Here is a 17,202-nt window from a genome sequence, read left to right as displayed (position 1 = left end):
TTGTAGTGGTCGGGGTGATAGGATTCGAACCTACGACCTCAACGTCCCAAACGTCGCGCGCTACCAACTGCGCTACACCCCGTTGCTTTTTTTTATCGTTGCGCGGAGCATTATAGCGGAGAATAGTTTGTTTGTCAAATTACACGAAACCGAGCAAAAAAAGCTGTGTTCCCTCACCCCCAGCCCCATCCTTTCAAGGGTCGGTTTTGAGCGATTTGTCGGCGGTGGAGTGTTCCCTCACCCCCAACCCCTTGCCCCCGCGGCGGGCGAGGGGGAGCAGCCGTGGTTCACAAGGAATTGGGAGAGAACCACTTAATGAAAAAGCCCCTCGCCCGTATTCGGGCGAGGGGTTGGGATGAGGGGATCAATCTAGTTCAGCTTTTTCAACAAGGCCTGAATTGCGCCAATTTCATCGTCGTTGACCGTGTGGCCCATATTTGGGTAAAGCCGCATATCGACAGTTGCCCCAGCTTGCTCGAAAACACTCGCGCTTTCGCGTACCCGCTCGGCTGCAATATGGAAATCGCGGTCGCTACAGCCGAGAAACGCGCTTGTGCTGGTTAAATCGGTGCTATAGCTTGGCAAATGGGTTCCTTCACCAATCAAGCCGCCGCTCAAGGCCACCACACCAGCAATGCCCTGCCCGTTGCGTGCTACCCATTCCAAGGCCAAACATGCACCTTGCGAGAAGCCCAGTACCACGATTTTGTTGCGTGGAATATTGTGAGCTTCAGCGTGGGCGATGGCTTGGCCAACCGCTGCCAAGGCAAAATCTAGCGCTGGTTGATTGCGCGCAACTGGCTCGATAAAACGCTGCGGATACCAGGTATGATTATCTGCTTGGGGCGCAAGATAAGCCCAATCTGGCCGCTCAAAGGCTTGGCTCAAACTCAAAATGCTTTCAGCATCAGCGCCACGTCCATGAACCATAACCATGGCTCCTGTGGCTTGTTCGAGGCTGCTGCCAGTTTGAAGAATCGGATTAGAATGCATGAGTTTGCTCCACAACTGCCAATGTGCTACAAGGGATAACCAACGGCGTAAGATGTTCTTCGATTAGGCTGCGTTGTTGTTCGAGCCACGGCGGCAATTTGAGCGTTTTGCCCAATTGCTCAACTGGCTCATCGACGGCAAAGCCTGGCCCAACGGTCGCAAGTTCAATAATATGGCCATCAGGATCGTTGGTGTAAATGCTTTTGAAATAGGTTCGATCTTGGACTGGCGAAACCCGTTTGCCAAAGCTGAGCAAGCGTTCGCGCCAAGCCAATTGCTCATCATCGTTGGCAATCGCAAAGGCAATATGATGGGTTTGGCCAGCACCCATGCGCACTGGGCGGGTATGGGCTGGATCACGCTCAAAATAGGTCATGAGCGTGCCAGGTCGGCCATTATCAGCGCCCCAGTACCAATGTGCCGCCGTTGGATCATCGAAGTTGTAGGTCATTTTGACCCGTTGCAAGCCCAACACCCCAGCATAAAACTCGTGCGAGCGCTCAACGCTTGCGCCGATGGCTGAAATATGGTGCAAGCCTTCATGCAACGACATATCGGCGGTAATTTCCGGCACCGGCTCAGGCCAATTGATGGTGGCAATATCACATTCGTTGCGATTGCTGCTTATCAATTCCATCGGTGGCATTATGGCTTTTTGGCCAAGGCTTGCCAATGGTTCATCGACCGTCCAACCTGGGCCTTTGGTGGCAATTTCCAAAATTGTGCCATCGGGATCGCGGAAGTACAGCGATTTGAAATAATTGCGATCATACGGGCCGTTGACTCGCACCTTGGCATCGAGCAAACGCCGTTTCCATTTGAGCAAGGCTTGCTCGTTGGCGACGCTCAGCGCGAGGTGGTGCGTGCCACCAAGGCCGGTTGCGCCACGCGGCGCGCGCGGCCATTCAAAAAAGGTGATGATCGTGCCAGCAGAGCCATGCGCATCACCAAAATAAAGATGATAAGAGCCCGGATCGTCGAAATTCACGGTTTGCTTGACTAAGCGCAGACCCAATACTCCAGTGTAAAAATCGACGGTCCGCTGCGCATCTGCACTAACAATTGTAATATGATGTAAGCCCAAAATCGACATAATCAACACTCCTTTGTGTGAACATGCGACGACCCGGTTGCCCTAATGAAAGATTTATTGACTTAACCGTTTCGTCCAAGCCACAAGCGCTTCTAAATGGGTACGTACAACCTTGCGGGTTGGTTCATCGTGGAGTTGACCAGCGCTAAACTTTTTATCTGCGAAGGTAATCATCACCTCAGGTTTATTTAAGGGATGCATGTTGGTATTCACCGTTACTTGACGTAAGTGATGTTGGCCGCGTGCTGTGCCATAGGCTCCGACGCTTGCGCCGATAATGCCCAAGGGCTTGCCGCTGAGTGGCATCTCGCCATTGCTGCCAGGCCGCGAAGCCCAATCGAGCGCATTTTTCAACACCCCAGGAATCGAGTAGTTATATTCTGGCGTGGCGATCAATAAGGCATCAGCGCTGCTAATGGCCTCGCGCAAGGCAACGACAGCAGCGGGAAAGCCCTCGCGTTCGACATCCTCGTTGAACAACTCGATTTCGTGCAACGTAACGATGCTAAATTCCACACCAGCGGGCATTAATTCGGCGGCGGCGTGCAGCAGGGCTGTGTTGAACGAATCCTTGCGCAAACTGCCCGAAATTCCAACAATCTTGAGTGTGTCTGCCATAGACGAACTTCCTCCAACAATGAGTTATTGATGATCACACACTGATTGTATCGCGATAATACGATCGTGTTGTCCGCAAGTCTGTCCATCTTTTTGTCCTTGCGAGCGTCCGTATTCTCGTTAAATAATAAAAGAGCAGCAGGTGCTGCTCTTGGACGTGCTATTACAAACATCTGAAGCTTAGGGGCGTTTCCATTTACGGCAGGTAATTTTGGTACCTTCGCCGACGATCGATTCAATTTCGAACTCGTCCATGAGCCGCTTTGCACCTGGCATCCCCATCCCCATCCCCTTGGAGGTGGTATAGCCATCTTGCATTACGAGGCTAATATCCTCGATACCTGGCCCTTGGTCTTCGCAGACGACCTGAAGCCCTTTGCGGAGCCCCTGTTGTATTTCGCTCACTGTGACAGTACCTTCACCGGCATAGAGATAAATATTCCGTGCCAGTTCGGAGATCGCGGTAGCAATCCGTGCTTGGTCGATAGCGCCAAAGCCCATTGACTTAGCCATATCGCGGGCTGCCATCCGTGCCGCCACAATGTCGAGGTCGCTCTGAATTGTGATGACTTTATTAGGCATTGCCATCCGCATTGTTCTCCGTAATCAGCCGCAACTTAGCGATGCCTTTTTCCAAATTCAGCGCCGTTGTGACACCAGGCAACTCAAGCCCCAGCTCTACCAACGTAATTGCGACGGCAGGTTGCAACCCTGTAATAACAACGGTTGTCCCCATCAGGCGTGCCATCGCCGCAATATCACTAATTAAGCGGCCTACGAAGCTGTCTAGTACATCCATCGCCGTTAGATCGATGATGACCCCTTTTGCTTTGGTCTCATAGATCTTCTGGAGAACCGCGTCTTTGAACTGAATTGCTTGCATGTCATACAGGGCAACCTGAACTGAAGCAATTAAAAAGTTCTCGAGCTTAAGAATTGGAATATTAACGATGTCCAAGCGGCCTCCCTGAAGTCGAACGCGAAGATGAGCCACAACAAAAGCTTGCGAATGGAGTCTATGCGTATTATACGGTATGATATTGCTACTCGGCAAGCGTGAGTTTGCTGCTCACTCCGGAGTAATTTTCGCTATCATACCGCATAAATCGTCTTGTTGCACAGCTTTTTAGGCCTGGCCTAGGCTATAACAGGACTTATGGATTATGCACGGGCAGTTTTGGCGCAAGGAATGCCGATGTTTAACGCACTTTTGATGCTCTGGCGTGGCTTAGCTGGGCGTTGCCCCACATGCGGCTATGGGCGTATGTTCAAAACATTTTTTGGCCTGAACGAGGGCTGTGCTGCCTGCGGCCTACGCTATGAGGGCACTGGCGACCAAAGCACGGGCGCAATGGGCATTTCATTAACGATCACGGTTGCGCTTGGCTTTGCTGGCGCATTAATTCTGGTCTGGCAATGGCCCGCCCATTTAATCCTCGGCACTGCTGGTTTAATTAGTGTGCTTAGTATTTTTCAACTCTTTTGCTATCGGGTTTCGCGCGGCTTCTGGATTGGCATTCTCGCCATCACTGGGGCTGTCCACGAGGATGAAAATCGCGATCAGTTCTATCTTTAAAGCTTGGTTAAATTTCAGCGAAATAGATGGTTTTAGGCTTGCTTGGCATCGTTTTTGCCCTACAATGGTCAAGCCGTTTGATTATGTATGAATGTGGAAAGAAGCGTCCCATGGCTGAGTTGCTAACTTACGACACAGTTGCTGAACCACTGAATCTGGCTGACCCGAAAAATTTTCTGAATCGTGAATTGAGTGCGCTGGCTTTTCATCGCCGCGTTTTAGAAGAAGCGCTTGATCCTTCGTTGCCCTTGTTGGAGCGCGTGAAATTTTTGGCGATCTTCAGCACCAATCTCGATGAGTTTTTTATGATTCGGGTTTCGGGTATTCGCCAGCAAGTTGCAGCACGGGTGTTTGAGCGCTCAGCTGATGGCAAAACGCCGCTTGAGCAGTTGCGGGCAATTCGCGCCGCGGTTGCGCCATTGATGGAATTGCAACGCTCATGTTTTGCCCAAGATTTGCAACCAAAACTTGCAGCTGAGGGCATTTTTATTCACGAATATGGCCAGCTTTCGATTCATCAACAAGCATGGCTGAAAAATTATTTTGATAATGAAATTTTCCCTGTATTGACTCCCTTGGCTTTTGATCCAGGCCATCCGTTTCCGCATATTTCCAATTTGAGCTTGAATTTGGCAGTTGTGATTCAAGACCCTGATAATGATGAGCATTTTGCCCGCATTAAAGTGCCTGCTTCGTTGCCGCGCTTGGTGGCAGTGCCCAGTGAGCAGCCAAATACGGTCTGTTTTACGTGGCTCGAACAAATTATTGCCGAAAATATTAGCACGCTATTTCCTGGCATGCAGGTTTCCGAAGCATATACTTTTCGGGTTATTCGCAACGCCGATGTTGAAATTGAAGAAGATGAAGCCGCCGACTTGCTTGAGACAATTCAGGCTGGCGTGCGTCAACGCCGCTTTGGCTCGGTAACCAAGCTCTCGGTGCATTCGAGTATGCCGCCGCGGATTGTTGAATTGCTGATTGAGAATCTTGAAGTTGAGCGCGACGATGTGTATCAATTAAATGGTGCGCTTGATTTGAGCAGCCTCATGAGCGTTGTGCGCTTGGAGCGTTGGCAGTTGAAGTTGCCACCATTCAAGCCAAGCGTGCCAGCGGTACTTTCAACTGGCGAAGATTTATTTAATGTGGTGCAACGCCGCGATGTGCTGTTGCACCATCCCTTTGATTCCTTCACCCCTGTCGTTGATTTTTTGCAGGCAGCAGCGCGTGATCCAAATGTGTTGGCGATTAAGCAAACCCTCTATCGGGTTGGTTCGAATTCGCCCATCGTCAAGGCCTTGCTCAAAGCCCGCGAGAACGATAAGCAAGTTGCGGTGTTGGTGGAGCTTAAAGCGCGCTTTGATGAAGAAAATAACATTGAATGGGCCAAGGCGCTTGAACGCGAGGGCGTGCATGTAGTCTATGGCTTGATGGGCTTGAAAACGCACTGCAAGGTGGCCTTGGTCGTGCGCAAAGAACGTGATGGCTTGTCGCGCTATTTGCACCTTGGTACTGGCAATTACAACGCAGTGACCGCCAATATTTACACGGATCTTGGCTTGTTGACCTGCAATCAGGAATTTGGGGCTGATGCCTCGGATTTATTTAATTATTTGACTGGCTATTCGCGCCAAAACCACTTTCGCAAATTGTGGATTGCGCCAATTAACCTACGCCGCCGCTTGACCCAAATGATTGAGCGCGAGATTCAGCATCAGCAAGCTGGGCGTGGCGGCAAACTCTTTTTCAAAATGAATTCGCTGGTTGACCCAACAATTATTCAGTTGCTCTATCGCGCTTCGCAAGCTGGGGTTGAAATTCAGCTCTTGGTGCGGGGCATGTGCTCGTTGCGGCCTGGGGTTGAAGGCTTGAGCGAACATATTCAGGTTCGCAGCATTGTTGGGCGCTTTTTGGAGCATAGTCGGCTGTATTATGCGCGTAACGGCGGTGACGAGCAATTGTATGTTGGCAGCGCCGATTTGATGGAGCGCAACTTAGATCGACGGGTCGAGGTCTTGTTTCCAATCGAAGATCCGAGTTTGTTGAACTACGTTCGTGAAGAGATTTTGGGCGTGGCATGGCGCGACACTGCTAAAGCGCGCGTGTTGCTGCCTAATGGTTTGTATGGCTGTGCGCTGCCACCTACTGGCGAAGAGCCATTCGATAGCCAGCTCTCTTTTTTGCGTCGCCACACCGCTTAAGCTACCATAAGAGCGAACTTACACGAGTTCGCTCTTTACTTTAACCTCTCCATACATCCATATTCTCACTATGCTTGGGGGAAATCACAATGACTGCTTGTGGTGGTGCCCAGTTTTCGTGTAGCCAGCTTTTGCTGCAATTGGTTATTTTTGGCTTGGCCAATGGGGCGATTATTGGCTTGAATGCGATTAGCGTTACGTTGGTATATAGCGTTGTGCGCATGCTCAATTTTGCTCATGGCGATTTATTTTCGTTGCTCACGGTGTTGGCTGCCGAATCGATTGCAATTTTGGGCTTGCAGGTTGGTCAGGCTTGGTGGTGGCTTGGCTTTGGCTTGCTGGCGGTTTTGTTAATATGTGGCTTGGTTGGGGCTGGCACAGGCGTAATTATCGAGCAGATTGGCTTTCGGCCTTTTCGCGGCGCATCCCGTTTAGCGCCATTGATGGCAACCCTCGGCATCTCGTTCATGCTCTACCAAGCGGCTTTGTTTGTGCGTACCTTGACCAACGCAGTGATTCCAGGCGAGCATCGCAGTGTGCCTGGGATACCTGAAGTAGCGCGGATTAACGTGCCCGATTTGTTGCCGCATGGCAATTTGTTTGGCGATGCGGCGCTGGTGTTGCAGGGCAAAGATTTGATTGTTGTGGGGCTAGCGCTGCTGGTGGCGTTCGGCGTGCATTGGTTGCTCAAACGCACCCGTTTTGGCTGGAAATTGCAGGCAAGCGCTGCCGACCCAACCATGGCCCAACTCTGTGGAATCAACTATAGCGCGACCTTGCGCCAAACTTTTGCGCTTGGCGGGGCTTTGGCAGGCTTGGCGGCTTTGCTATTTGCCTTATATTACACCGCACCCTATACCAATTATGGGGCGCAAAGTGGCTTAATTGCCTTTACTGCTGCCTTGCTTGGCGGGATTGGCCGCCCGTTGGGAGCCTTGCTGAGTGGCTTGGCGTTGGGTTTGTTGGCAGCCTTCAGCGATTATTTTATTGCGGCTCAATGGACTCCGGCACTCACGCTTGGCTTATTAGTGTTAATTGTTGTGCTGCGCCAGCAGCCAAGCAACGATAGCCCGATTAATGCAGCAATTGTTAGCACAGTTCAGTCTGTAAAACAAAGCTGGCGTTGGTTGTTAATTCCTGGCTTGCTGGCCTGCGTACCATTGCTCAATAGTTGGTTTGAATTGGGCATTCAAGTTGCGGCAATTCAAATTTTAATTTATGGCTTGCTGGCCTTGGGCTTAAATGTGATTGTTGGTTGGGGCGGCATGCTTGATCTTGGCTATGCTGCGCCATTTGTGCTGGGGGCCTATTTGGTTGCTTTGCTGAGCACTGGCTTGCATGGCGGCTGGCAAACCTGGTTAGCATCGGGCGAATTGGCGGGAATTATCGTCGTTTGCTGTTTATGTGGTGGCTTGTTTGGCTGGCTGATTGGCGTTTTGGCAGCACGCTTAGATAATGAATTGTTGGCGATCGTCACATTTGCCTTGGGCGTGATTGCCCATCGCATTGCCCAAAACTGGCGCAGCGTGACCAACGGCGCAAGTGGAATTGCTGGCGTGCCCAATTTGCAGCTCTTCGGCCTCGATTTAGCTGCCCCGAGTGCAAGCTATTATGCACTTTTGGCGGTTGTTGTTGGGGTTGGTATGCTTGGCTACAACCTGCTTCGTTCGCGCTATGGGCGGGCGTTGGCGGCCTTGGCCAGCGATGAATTGGCGGCGGCAAGCGTTGGGGTTGAGCCGATCGCAATCAGGCGTTTGGCCTATACCTGGGGCGGCAGTGTGGCAGCCTTGGCTGGCGGCTTATTTGCGGCGAGTTTTAGCTATATTTCACCTGGTTTAGCCGAATTTCGGGTTTCAGCAATTGCGTTAATTATTGTGGTTTTGGCTGGCTCGCGGCGAATTATTGCCCCGTTGATTGCTGCATGTTTGGTGTTGGGCTATGATCTTTTGTTGATTCCCAAGGTGGGCAAGCTTTTTGATGATTTGCGTGAGCAAACTGGTAATTGGTTTTGGAGCGCAATCAATCCACGGGGCGCAAATTTTCTGAGTTTTGGCTTGATGCTCTATTTGACGGTGCTGTATCGGGCACGGGCGCGCCGCGTATAGTTTCGATCCACGAAGGACACGAAGAGCACGAAGGATGGAAACCGCGAAGAACGCGAAGATCGCGAAGGTTAAGTTTTTTAGCCACAGATTGGCACAGATTGACTCAGATTGGGTTTCTTTTGGCCACGAAGGCCACGAAAAGCACGAAGGATGGAAACCACGAAGGACGCGAAGATCGCGAAGGTTAAGTTTTTTAGCTACAGATTGGCACAGATTGACTCAGATTGGGTTTCTTTTGGCCACGAAGGACACGAAGAGCACGAAGGATGGAAACCACGAAGGACGCGAAGATCGCGAAGGGGAGGTGGCTTTTGGCTCTAGGCTGATGGCTATCGGAACAATTGTTGTCATTGCAAGAAATCTTCGATAACCTATAGCCAATAGCCTCATCCCTGAATCCTGATCCCTTTCAGCCAATAGCCGATAGCCTGAACCCTAGCCCCTTCATCCCTCATCCTTCATCCTTCATCCTTTCAAAAACGGTTGCAACTCCCCCGCTTTTAAGCCATAATAGGCACTAACGTTCAGGCTCAAAACAAACAACGCGATGTTGCGGCAGGCTCTTTCTGGCTAGCGGCATCGTTTTTTAATTAATCGTAGTACAAGGAGTTGCAATGAACGTTGCTGAATTACCACCGCAGTTTGCCCCGTTGCCCCAACGGATTAACCGACTCTATGAGTTGGCCTATAACCTTTGGTGGAGCTGGCAACCAGAAGCCCAAGCACTGTACCAAACGATTGATGCAACGTTATGGGAGCGCACGGGCCATAATCCGGTGAAATTTTTGCGTGAAGTTAGCTTAGCTAGCCTCGAACAAAAAGCCCTTGATAGCAATTATTTGGCCCAGTATGATCGGGTAACGATCAAATTTGATCATTATATGCGTGATGATCGCACTTGGTTTGCCCGCACCCATCCTGACCATAAAGATCACACGATTGCCTATTTTTCGGCTGAGTTTGGCATTCACGAATCGTTGCCAATTTACTCTGGGGGCTTGGGCATTTTGTCGGGCGACCATTGTAAAGAAGCCAGCGATATTGGCTTGCCGTTTGTTGGGGTTGGCTTTTTATATCCCCAAGGCTATTTTCGCCAATTTATCAATAGCGAAGGCACCCAAGAAGCGCTCTACGAACGCTTGAATTTTGCCGAATTGCCAGCCTTGGTGGTGCGCAATAGCGATGGCAGCGAACTGCGTGTAAGCGTCGATCTGCCTGGGCGCACGGTGTTTGTTAAAGTGTGGCGCTTCCAAGTTGGCCGCATTACCTTGCTGCTGATGGATACCGATGTTGACGAAAATCGGCCTGAAGATCGCGAATTGTCGGCCCGTTTGTATGGTGGCGATCAATGGCTGCGGGTGGCGCAAGAAATTATCTTGGGGATTGCAGGCGTGCGGGTGTTACGCGCCCTCAACATCAACCCAACTGTTTGGCATATGAACGAAGGCCACTCAGCATTTTTGGGCTTAGAATTATTGCGCGAACGGGTGCAGCGCGGCGAAAATCTTGAGCATGCCGTTGCCGAAGTGCGCAAGCGTTCAGTCTTTACGACCCACACCCCTGTGCCAGCTGGCAACGATGCCTTCCCACTCGATTTGATCGATCAATTCTTCCACAACTATTGGCCACAACTGGGCATCGATCGCGATACCTTTATGAATATTGCTTTGCAGCAACAAAGCTGGGGGCCAACCTTCAGCATGACCGTGCTGGCCTTGCGCTTATCGGAATATCATAACGGCGTGAGCGAATTGCACGGCGCTGTGGCTCGCCAAATGTGGCAGTTCTTGTATCCAGGCAAATCGGTTGATGAAGTGCCAATTGGCCATGTGACCAACGGTGTGCATTCGGATACTTGGTTGGCTCCAGCCATGGCCAATATGTATGATTCGGTGCTTGGCGCTGGTTGGCGCGAAGTGATGGACGAGCCTACAACTTGGGATCGCATCACCAACATGCCCGATGAAGTGCTTTGGGGCGTGCACTCTGGCTTGAAGCACGATTTGGCGCGCTTTATTCGCGAACGCGCTTGGCAACGCCAACGCCGACTTGGCTATCACCGCGACGATGCAATTAGCGGCGATGTTAATCCGAATGCCTTGTTGATTGGCTTTGCGCGGCGGTTTGCAACGTACAAACGGGCTACCTTGATTTTCCGCGATTTGGATCGGATCAAGCGAATTCTGAACAATCCAGAGCGCCCAGTGCAAATTATTTTTGCTGGTAAATCGCACCCAGCAGATGAGCCAGGCAAGAGCTTTATTCGTGCCGTCTACAACATGGCTCGCGACCCAGAGCTGCGCGGCAAGATCTTCTTTATTGAAGAATATGATATTAATGTTGGCCGCCATTTGGTGCAAAGCGTTGACGTATGGTTGAACAACCCACGCCGACCATTGGAAGCATCGGGCACCAGCGGCGAAAAAGCTGGCATGAACGGTGTGCCAAACCTGAGCGTGCTTGATGGTTGGTGGCGCGAAGCCTACAACGGCAAGAACGGCTGGGCGATTGGCCGCGAAGCTGGCTACGACGATCTCGAACAACAAGATATTGACGATGCTGAATCGTTGTATAGCTTGCTGGAAAACGAGGTTGTGCCAGCCTTCTACGAGCGCGATGCCAATGGCTTGCCCCACAAGTGGATTGCAACCATGAAGGAATCGATTCGCACGGTTGCGCCAGAATTTAGCTTCCGCCGCATGCTCAAAGATTACGTAGCCCAATACTATGTACCAGGCATGCAAGCCGAATAAGCCGCCGTTTGTAGCGTGAGCCTGTGCTACACCAGCGCTTTTTTGGCTTACAAACAATGTTTGTCAGTCAAACAAACGAGCATGGTTTTGAAAAAGCTCAAAATCGTGCTCGTTTGGCGTTTTTAGGCCAAAACTTCGTTCGCTGATCGATCGTTCTTCAATGAATGATTGTTTATTGTCCCTTAACCCAACTTCTTTCCCACCCAGTGAATGAGGAGCGTAATGCAGGAGATTTGGCTACTTCGTTGGCTATCGAGGGCGGTAGCTCCTGGCCAAAATTCACTCTTGACAAGCGTACAACTTTACTATATTGTAATGGAAACGCTTCCATTACTTCAGATAGCCAAAATTCAACCTAAAAAGACCTTTTTCGATGCCAATTCTCCAGCTGCTCGTTTTTGCTTGGCTCACCATGCTGCCCAAAACGAGAATTTTTTAGCACAATAATGGAAACGTTTCCATGAAAAATTAGCGTATCATAAAGGAGTCTACTCAGCATCAATTGCCAATCTACGCCAATCAATTCCGCAGGAGCCTGACGTTTGGTTTCATCAATGAGGATACCCAACCATGAAACGACTATGGATTCGCTCGTTTAGTTTGCTTGTCGGCTTGATCTTGGCTGGATGCGGCGCAGCTGCTACGCCAACCAATCCTCCTACCACGTCAACTGTCGATGCCAACCCTGGTGCGGCAAGCGGCACCGTCACGCTTTGGTTTCACTCAGGCCAAGGCGCTGAACGCGATGCCTTGAATGCAACCCTCCAAGCCTTCGCCGCCAAAAATTCAGCAATTAAAATCGAAGCCATCGAATTGCCTGAAGGCGCATATAACGATCAGGTCAATGCTGCTGCCTTGGCCGGCGAATTGCCCTGTTTGCTCGATTTTGATGGGCCGTTTGTTTATAACTATGCTTGGTCGGGTTATTTGCAGCCTTTGGATTCATTGATTTCAACCGATGTTAAAGCCGATTTCTTGCCCTCAATCATTCAACAAGGCACGTATAACGGCAAATTGTATAGCCTTGGCCAGTTCGATTCGGGCTTGGGCTTTTATGCAAATAAAGCGCTGTTGGAAAAAGCTGGCGTGCGCATTCCAACGCTTGCACAGCCATGGACGCGGGCCGAGCTAGACCAAGCCTTGAGCAAACTCAAAGCCAATGGCTTGCAGTATCCGCTTGAATTGAAAATGAATTATGGCCGTGGCGAATGGTTTAGCTATGGTTTTTCGCCCTTCTTGCAATCGTTCGGTGGCGATTTGATCGATCGCTCGAATTATCAAAAAGCAACTGGCACCTTGAATGGAGCAGCTTCGGTCGAAGCAATGCAATGGTTTCAAAGCTTGTTTACTAATGGCTATGTCAACCCGAAGCCTGCTGGCGATACCGATTTTGCTGAGGGCAAGGCTGCGTTGAGCTGGGTTGGCCACTGGGCCTACCCTGATTATGCCAAGGCGCTAGGCGCTGATTTATTGGTTTTGCCTGCCGCCGATTTGGGCAAAGGCTCAAAAACGGGCATGGGTTCGTGGAATTGGGGCATTACCAGCAAGTGTGAGAACCCTGCTGCCGCTGCTGAAGTGCTTTCGTTCATTGTTTCGCCAGAAGAAGTGTTGCGCATGAGCGATGCCAATGGTGCGGTGCCAGCGCGCAGCTCGGCAATTGCCAAATCGAAATTATTTGGTGATGGCGCTCCGCTGAATATCTATGTGCAGCAATTGACCAACGGCGTTGCTGTGCCGCGGCCTATCACGCCCGCATATCCAGTGATTACCAGTGCGTTTGCCGAGGCGGTCGATAATATTGTGGCTGGCGCTGATGTGCAAGCCGAATTGGATAAAGCGGCCCAAAAAATTGATGCCGATATTGAAGATAATCAAGGCTATCCAGTGAAGTAACAACGTTAATCATCAAGCCGTTGCTTGCGGCGGCTTGGTTCTTCCCAAGGAGTCTTGCTTATGACGATTTTAAAATCGCCGACCGCACCGCCAAAAGCTACTGCTCGCACTCCAATGCTAGGCTGGAAACGGCGCGAGCAGCGGGTGGCTTGGGCGTTTGTTGCTCCGGCGCTGCTGTTGCTTTGTATCTTTTTGATTGCGCCATTTGGCTTGGCGTTCTATCTCTCGCTGACCGACCAACGCTTGGTACCAAATCTCAATATCCCAACTCGTTTTGTTGGCTTCAAACATTATCTGGCAATGTGGCAAGACGCGACGTTTGTGCGGGCGTTGCTGAATAATTTCTTGTTTGTATTGATTGTTGTGCCAGTCCAAACCAGTTTTGCCCTGTTTTTGGCGATTTTGGTCAACCAGAAAATCAAAGCGATCAACTTCTTTCGCACCATCTATTTTATTCCGGTTGTCACGATGATGGCGATTGTGGCGGTGGTTTGGACCTTTCTCTACAATCCCGATCAAGGCATCATTAATAGTTTTATTCAAACTATCAGCTTTGGCCAGCTTGGGCCGTATCGCTGGCTGGAAGACCCAAAATTGGCTTTTCCCGCGATTATGCTGATGTCGATTTGGCAGGGTGTGGGCTTTCAGATGGTGATTTATCTGGCTGGTTTGCAGGAAATTCCTGGCGAATTGTACGAAGCAGCTGAATTGGATGGCGCTGATGCTTGGCAACAGTTTCGCTTTGTAACCCTGCCCCAATTGCGCAACACTTCAGTGTTTGTGGTGATTTCAACCACGATTATGGCCTTCAAATTGTTCGATCAAGTTGAGATTATGACCAAAGGCGGCCCCAACGATGCGACGGTTACCGCAATGCTGCATATTGTGAATAGTGGCTTTCGCAGCCAAAAAGTTGGCTATGCTTCGGCGCTTTCGGTGGTGTTTTTTGTGATTGTGTTGCTGATTTCGCTTGGCCAACGGATAGTTACTCGGCCAGAAAGGTAGCTTGTTGATGCAACGTCCTGCAATTGAACCAACCAAGCGCTGGCAAAAACGCCCTCGTCGTTTTGGCTCGTATCTGTTAATGACCGTCATTGCGCTATTCAGTCTATTCCCAATTGTATTTATGCTGGTTACAGCGCTTAAAGCCGATGAAGGCCAAATTTTGCGTGAAATGAGCACATTTGCAGCATTTTTGCCAACTGGCGAGCTTTCATTGCAAAATTTTCGCGATGTGTTTGCCCGTGTGCCATTTGCGCGATATTTAATCAATTCAGTTTTGATAGCTTTCACAATTGTGCTCTTTGGCCTGGTGGTTAATAGCTTAATTGCCTATGCATTGGCGCGAATGCAATTTCGGGGTCAAAAATTGCTATTGGCAATCATCATAGCTTTGATTATCATTCCATTTCAGGCCGTAGCCGTGCCATTATTGTTGATCGTCAACCAATTGCCGTGGTTTGATGGTCGGATGACCTGGCTCGACAGCTATCACGTCCAAATTATTCCATTTATTGCCGATGCTTTTTCGATTTTCCTGTTCTATCAGTTTTTCTTGAATATTCCCAAGGATATTGAGGAAGCGGCGCTGGTCGATGGAGCTAGTCGTTTCCGTATGTATGCCCAAATTATTGTGCCACTTTCCCGACCTGTGTTTGCTACCGTCGCAATTCTGCAATTTCTGACGCACTGGGGCGATTTTCTCTGGCCATTGATGGTCGTGCGCAATCCAGCGGTGCGCCCGTTGACCGTTGGCATGCAAGCATTTTTTGGCCAAATGCCGCGCCAATGGGGCGATATTATGGCGTTTGCCACGATGGTAACGTTGCCAGTGCTGATTATTTTTCTGCTCTTTCAAAAATGGTTTGTGCAATCGGTGGCTTCATCAGGGGTCAAGGGTTAATCGGCATAACGCGCAGGAGGAGCTTTGTTATGCAAAAAGCTACTGTTCAATCAAGCCCAATGTCTCGCATTGGCGAGCTATTCGATACTTTGTTGGCCCAACAGATTGCCAATCCTCGCGATCGCGATATTTTTCGGCTGCGCGTACAACGCCATTTTAATGATTGTTTTGCAGGTTTAGCGGCCTTGTATGCCCAGCATTCTGCATGGCCAGCGCTGCTTGAACAACTAGCTGAGCGTTTGGTTGCGGCCTATGCCCAACGCCGTGATGCGCTGAAAATTCACGATTTAGCTCGTGAAATCGAGCCTGATTGGTTTGCTCAAGCGCGGATGGTTGGCGGCATCTACTACGTCGATCGCTTGGCTGGTACGTTGCGCGGCGTGATTGAGCATCTCGATTATTTGCAAGATTTGGGCTTGACCTATGTGCATCTGATGCCGCTGTTGCAGCCGCGTTATGGCCCCAACGATGGTGGCTATGCAGTGCAAGATTATCGGGCGATTAATCGTGAGCTTGGCTCAATTGCCGATTTTGTCGAATTAAGCGATTTGCTGCGAGCCAACGGCATGAGCGTCTGCATCGATGTGGTCGTTAATCACACCGCCAAAGAACATGAATGGGCGCTCAAAGCGCGAGCTGGCGATCCAACCTATTTGGATTATTACCTGAGCTTTGCTGATCGCAGCTTGCCTGATGCCTATGAGCAGCATTTGCCCGAAGTATTTCCCGATTTTGCTCCTGGCAATTTCACTTGGTATCCAGAACTTGGCGCGCATGGGCGTTGGATTTGGACCACCTTCAACGAATTTCAATGGGATTTGAACTATGCTAATCCCATGGTTTGGTTGGAGATGCTCGATATTTTGTTGTATTTGGCTAATTTGGGCGTTGATGTGTTGCGCTTGGATGCAGTGCCATTTATGTGGAAGCGTTTGGGCACGAATTGCCAAAATCAGCCAGAAGTGCTTGATTTGTTGCAGGCGTGGCGCGCAGCAATGCGGATCGTCTGTCCGGCGACGATTTTTAAGGCTGAGGCGATTGTTGCACCTGATGATTTGGTTCAATATTTGGGCTTGGGCCAACGCACGGGCAAACTTTGCGAAATTGCCTATCATAATTCATTGATGGTGCTGTTGTGGAGTGGCTTAGCCTCGCAGCGTGCCGATCTGCTGACTCAATCGTTGCTGAATATGCCTGCGACTGCTGGCAACGCCACGTGGATTACCTATGTGCGCTGTCACGATGATATTGGCTGGGCGATTACTGACCAAAACGCGGCCTTGGTTGGCGAAGATGGGCCGTTGCATCGCCAATTTTTGAGCGCTTGGTATCGTGGCGAGTTTGCTGGTAGCTTCGCCCGTGGTGAGGTTTTTCAATACAACCCGATTACCAATGATCGTCGCATTAGTGGCATGACTGCTTCGTTGGCTGGGCTAGAACAAGCCTTAGCAAACGCCGATCCGACGGCGATTGAGTTGGCAATTCGCCGAATCGCCTTGTTGTATGCAGTGATTTTCGGCTTTGGCGGCATTCCATTAATCTATATGGGCGATGAATTGGGCATGCTTAATGATCACAGCTATTTAAACGACCCCTGCAAAGCCAACGATAACCGCTGGTTGCATCGTCCGGCCATGAATTGGGCCTTAGCAGCACAACGCCACGACCCAACCACGCTTGCTGGGCGTTTATGGCATTTAATCCGCAACTTAATTACCATTCGCCAACAAACGCCCGCCTTGCATAGCGCTGGCCAAACTATCCCGATTTGGACCCAACAACGCCATGTTTTAGGGGTGATTCGGGTTCACCCGTTGGGGCGAATTTTAATTCTTGGAAACCTTTCCGCTGAGCCGCAACGGGTGGCGTTAAGCGTTGTTCGCGAGGCTGGTTTGGCTGGTAACTTGCACAATTTGTTGGAGCCAACCCAATTAAATATTGATGTCCAAAGGGCAGAAATCGTGCTTGACAGCTACCAATGTTGTTGGCTTTGCGAGCCAGCAAAAAATTTTTGAGCCTGCTGGATACGGTTCCGGTAACGATTGCAGCCACGGCCTGAATCAAGTATAG

14 protein-coding genes and 1 tRNA gene are annotated in these 17,202 nt (G+C 50.3%); 9 read left to right on the top strand and 6 right to left on the bottom strand.

Features of this window, described 5'->3' with window-relative positions:
- Positions 1–6: 6 nt before the first annotated feature.
- From JOD20_RS04835 to JOD20_RS04810, 6 genes are all read right to left on the bottom strand, one after another.
- A tRNA-Pro gene (locus JOD20_RS04835) sits at positions 7–82 on the bottom strand.
- 287 nt (positions 83–369) lie between these two features.
- Positions 370–993 carry an alpha/beta hydrolase gene (locus JOD20_RS04830; RefSeq protein ID WP_204754178.1) on the bottom strand — a complete coding sequence of 208 codons (624 nt, stop codon included), beginning with the start codon at positions 991–993 and terminating at the stop codon, positions 370–372.
- Entirely contained in the window at positions 983–2,086 is a 1,104-nt protein-coding gene (locus JOD20_RS04825; RefSeq protein WP_204754177.1) for a VOC family protein, read from the bottom strand. The genes JOD20_RS04830 and JOD20_RS04825 overlap by 11 nt, the downstream gene beginning before the upstream one ends.
- A 54-nt stretch (positions 2,087–2,140) precedes the next feature.
- Positions 2,141–2,704 carry an NADPH-dependent FMN reductase gene (locus JOD20_RS04820; RefSeq protein ID WP_204754176.1) on the bottom strand — a complete coding sequence of 188 codons (564 nt, stop codon included), beginning with the start codon at positions 2,702–2,704 and terminating at the stop codon, positions 2,141–2,143.
- A gap of 180 nt (positions 2,705–2,884) precedes the next feature.
- Positions 2,885–3,298: an anti-sigma regulatory factor gene (locus JOD20_RS04815; RefSeq protein ID WP_110513958.1), complete on the bottom strand. Its 414-nt coding sequence runs from the start codon at positions 3,296–3,298 to the stop codon at positions 2,885–2,887.
- On the bottom strand, positions 3,279–3,662 hold the full coding sequence (locus JOD20_RS04810) for an STAS domain-containing protein (protein ID WP_204754175.1): 384 nt from the start codon (positions 3,660–3,662) through the stop codon (positions 3,279–3,281). The genes JOD20_RS04815 and JOD20_RS04810 overlap by 20 nt, the downstream gene beginning before the upstream one ends.
- Before the next feature lie 237 nt (positions 3,663–3,899).
- Here JOD20_RS04810 and JOD20_RS04805 point away from each other — a divergent pair, with 237 nt between their 5' ends.
- The 9 genes from JOD20_RS04805 to JOD20_RS04765 all read left to right on the top strand — a co-directional run bounded on the left by JOD20_RS04805 (position 3,900) and on the right by JOD20_RS04765 (position 17,147).
- A complete protein-coding gene (locus JOD20_RS04805; RefSeq protein ID WP_204754174.1) occupies positions 3,900–4,280 on the top strand; it encodes a DUF983 domain-containing protein in 381 nt (126 codons plus the stop codon).
- Positions 4,281–4,390: 110 nt separating this feature from the next.
- Positions 4,391–6,478, top strand: a complete 2,088-nt coding sequence (ppk1, locus tag JOD20_RS04800) for a polyphosphate kinase 1 (protein WP_204754173.1) — start codon at positions 4,391–4,393, stop codon at positions 6,476–6,478.
- A gap of 89 nt (positions 6,479–6,567) precedes the next feature.
- The gene (locus JOD20_RS04795) at positions 6,568–8,583 is read left to right on the top strand and encodes an ABC transporter permease (protein ID WP_204754172.1); all 2,016 of its coding nucleotides are present in this window, start codon (positions 6,568–6,570) and stop codon (positions 8,581–8,583) included.
- Between the two features lie 614 nt (positions 8,584–9,197).
- Complete coding sequence (gene glgP / locus JOD20_RS04790; RefSeq protein ID WP_204754171.1) at positions 9,198–11,336, top strand: alpha-glucan family phosphorylase; 2,139 nt, start codon at positions 9,198–9,200, stop codon at positions 11,334–11,336.
- A 222-nt stretch (positions 11,337–11,558) separates the two neighbouring features.
- Positions 11,559–11,783 (top strand): hypothetical protein, encoded by a 225-nt coding sequence (locus JOD20_RS04785; RefSeq protein ID WP_204754170.1) that lies wholly within the window; start codon positions 11,559–11,561, stop codon positions 11,781–11,783.
- Positions 11,784–11,906: 123 nt separating this feature from the next.
- Entirely contained in the window at positions 11,907–13,229 is a 1,323-nt protein-coding gene (locus JOD20_RS04780; protein ID WP_204754169.1) for an ABC transporter substrate-binding protein, read from the top strand.
- 60 nt (positions 13,230–13,289) lie between these two features.
- On the top strand, positions 13,290–14,234 hold the full coding sequence (locus tag JOD20_RS04775) for a carbohydrate ABC transporter permease (RefSeq protein ID WP_204754168.1): 945 nt from the start codon (positions 13,290–13,292) through the stop codon (positions 14,232–14,234).
- A 7-nt stretch (positions 14,235–14,241) separates the two neighbouring features.
- On the top strand, positions 14,242–15,132 hold the full coding sequence (locus tag JOD20_RS04770; protein WP_204754167.1) for a carbohydrate ABC transporter permease: 891 nt from the start codon (positions 14,242–14,244) through the stop codon (positions 15,130–15,132).
- A gap of 29 nt (positions 15,133–15,161) precedes the next feature.
- Positions 15,162–17,147 carry an alpha-amylase family protein gene (locus JOD20_RS04765; protein WP_204754166.1) on the top strand — a complete coding sequence of 662 codons (1,986 nt, stop codon included), beginning with the start codon at positions 15,162–15,164 and terminating at the stop codon, positions 17,145–17,147.
- The last annotated feature ends 55 nt before the right edge of the window (positions 17,148–17,202 follow it).

It is taken from the genome of Herpetosiphon giganteus (assembly GCF_016907925.1).
GTDB lineage: Bacteria > Chloroflexota > Chloroflexia > Chloroflexales > Herpetosiphonaceae > Herpetosiphon > Herpetosiphon giganteus.
The sequence above is the reverse complement of the archived record's forward strand: the minus strand, read 5'-3'. Positions and strand labels throughout refer to the sequence as shown.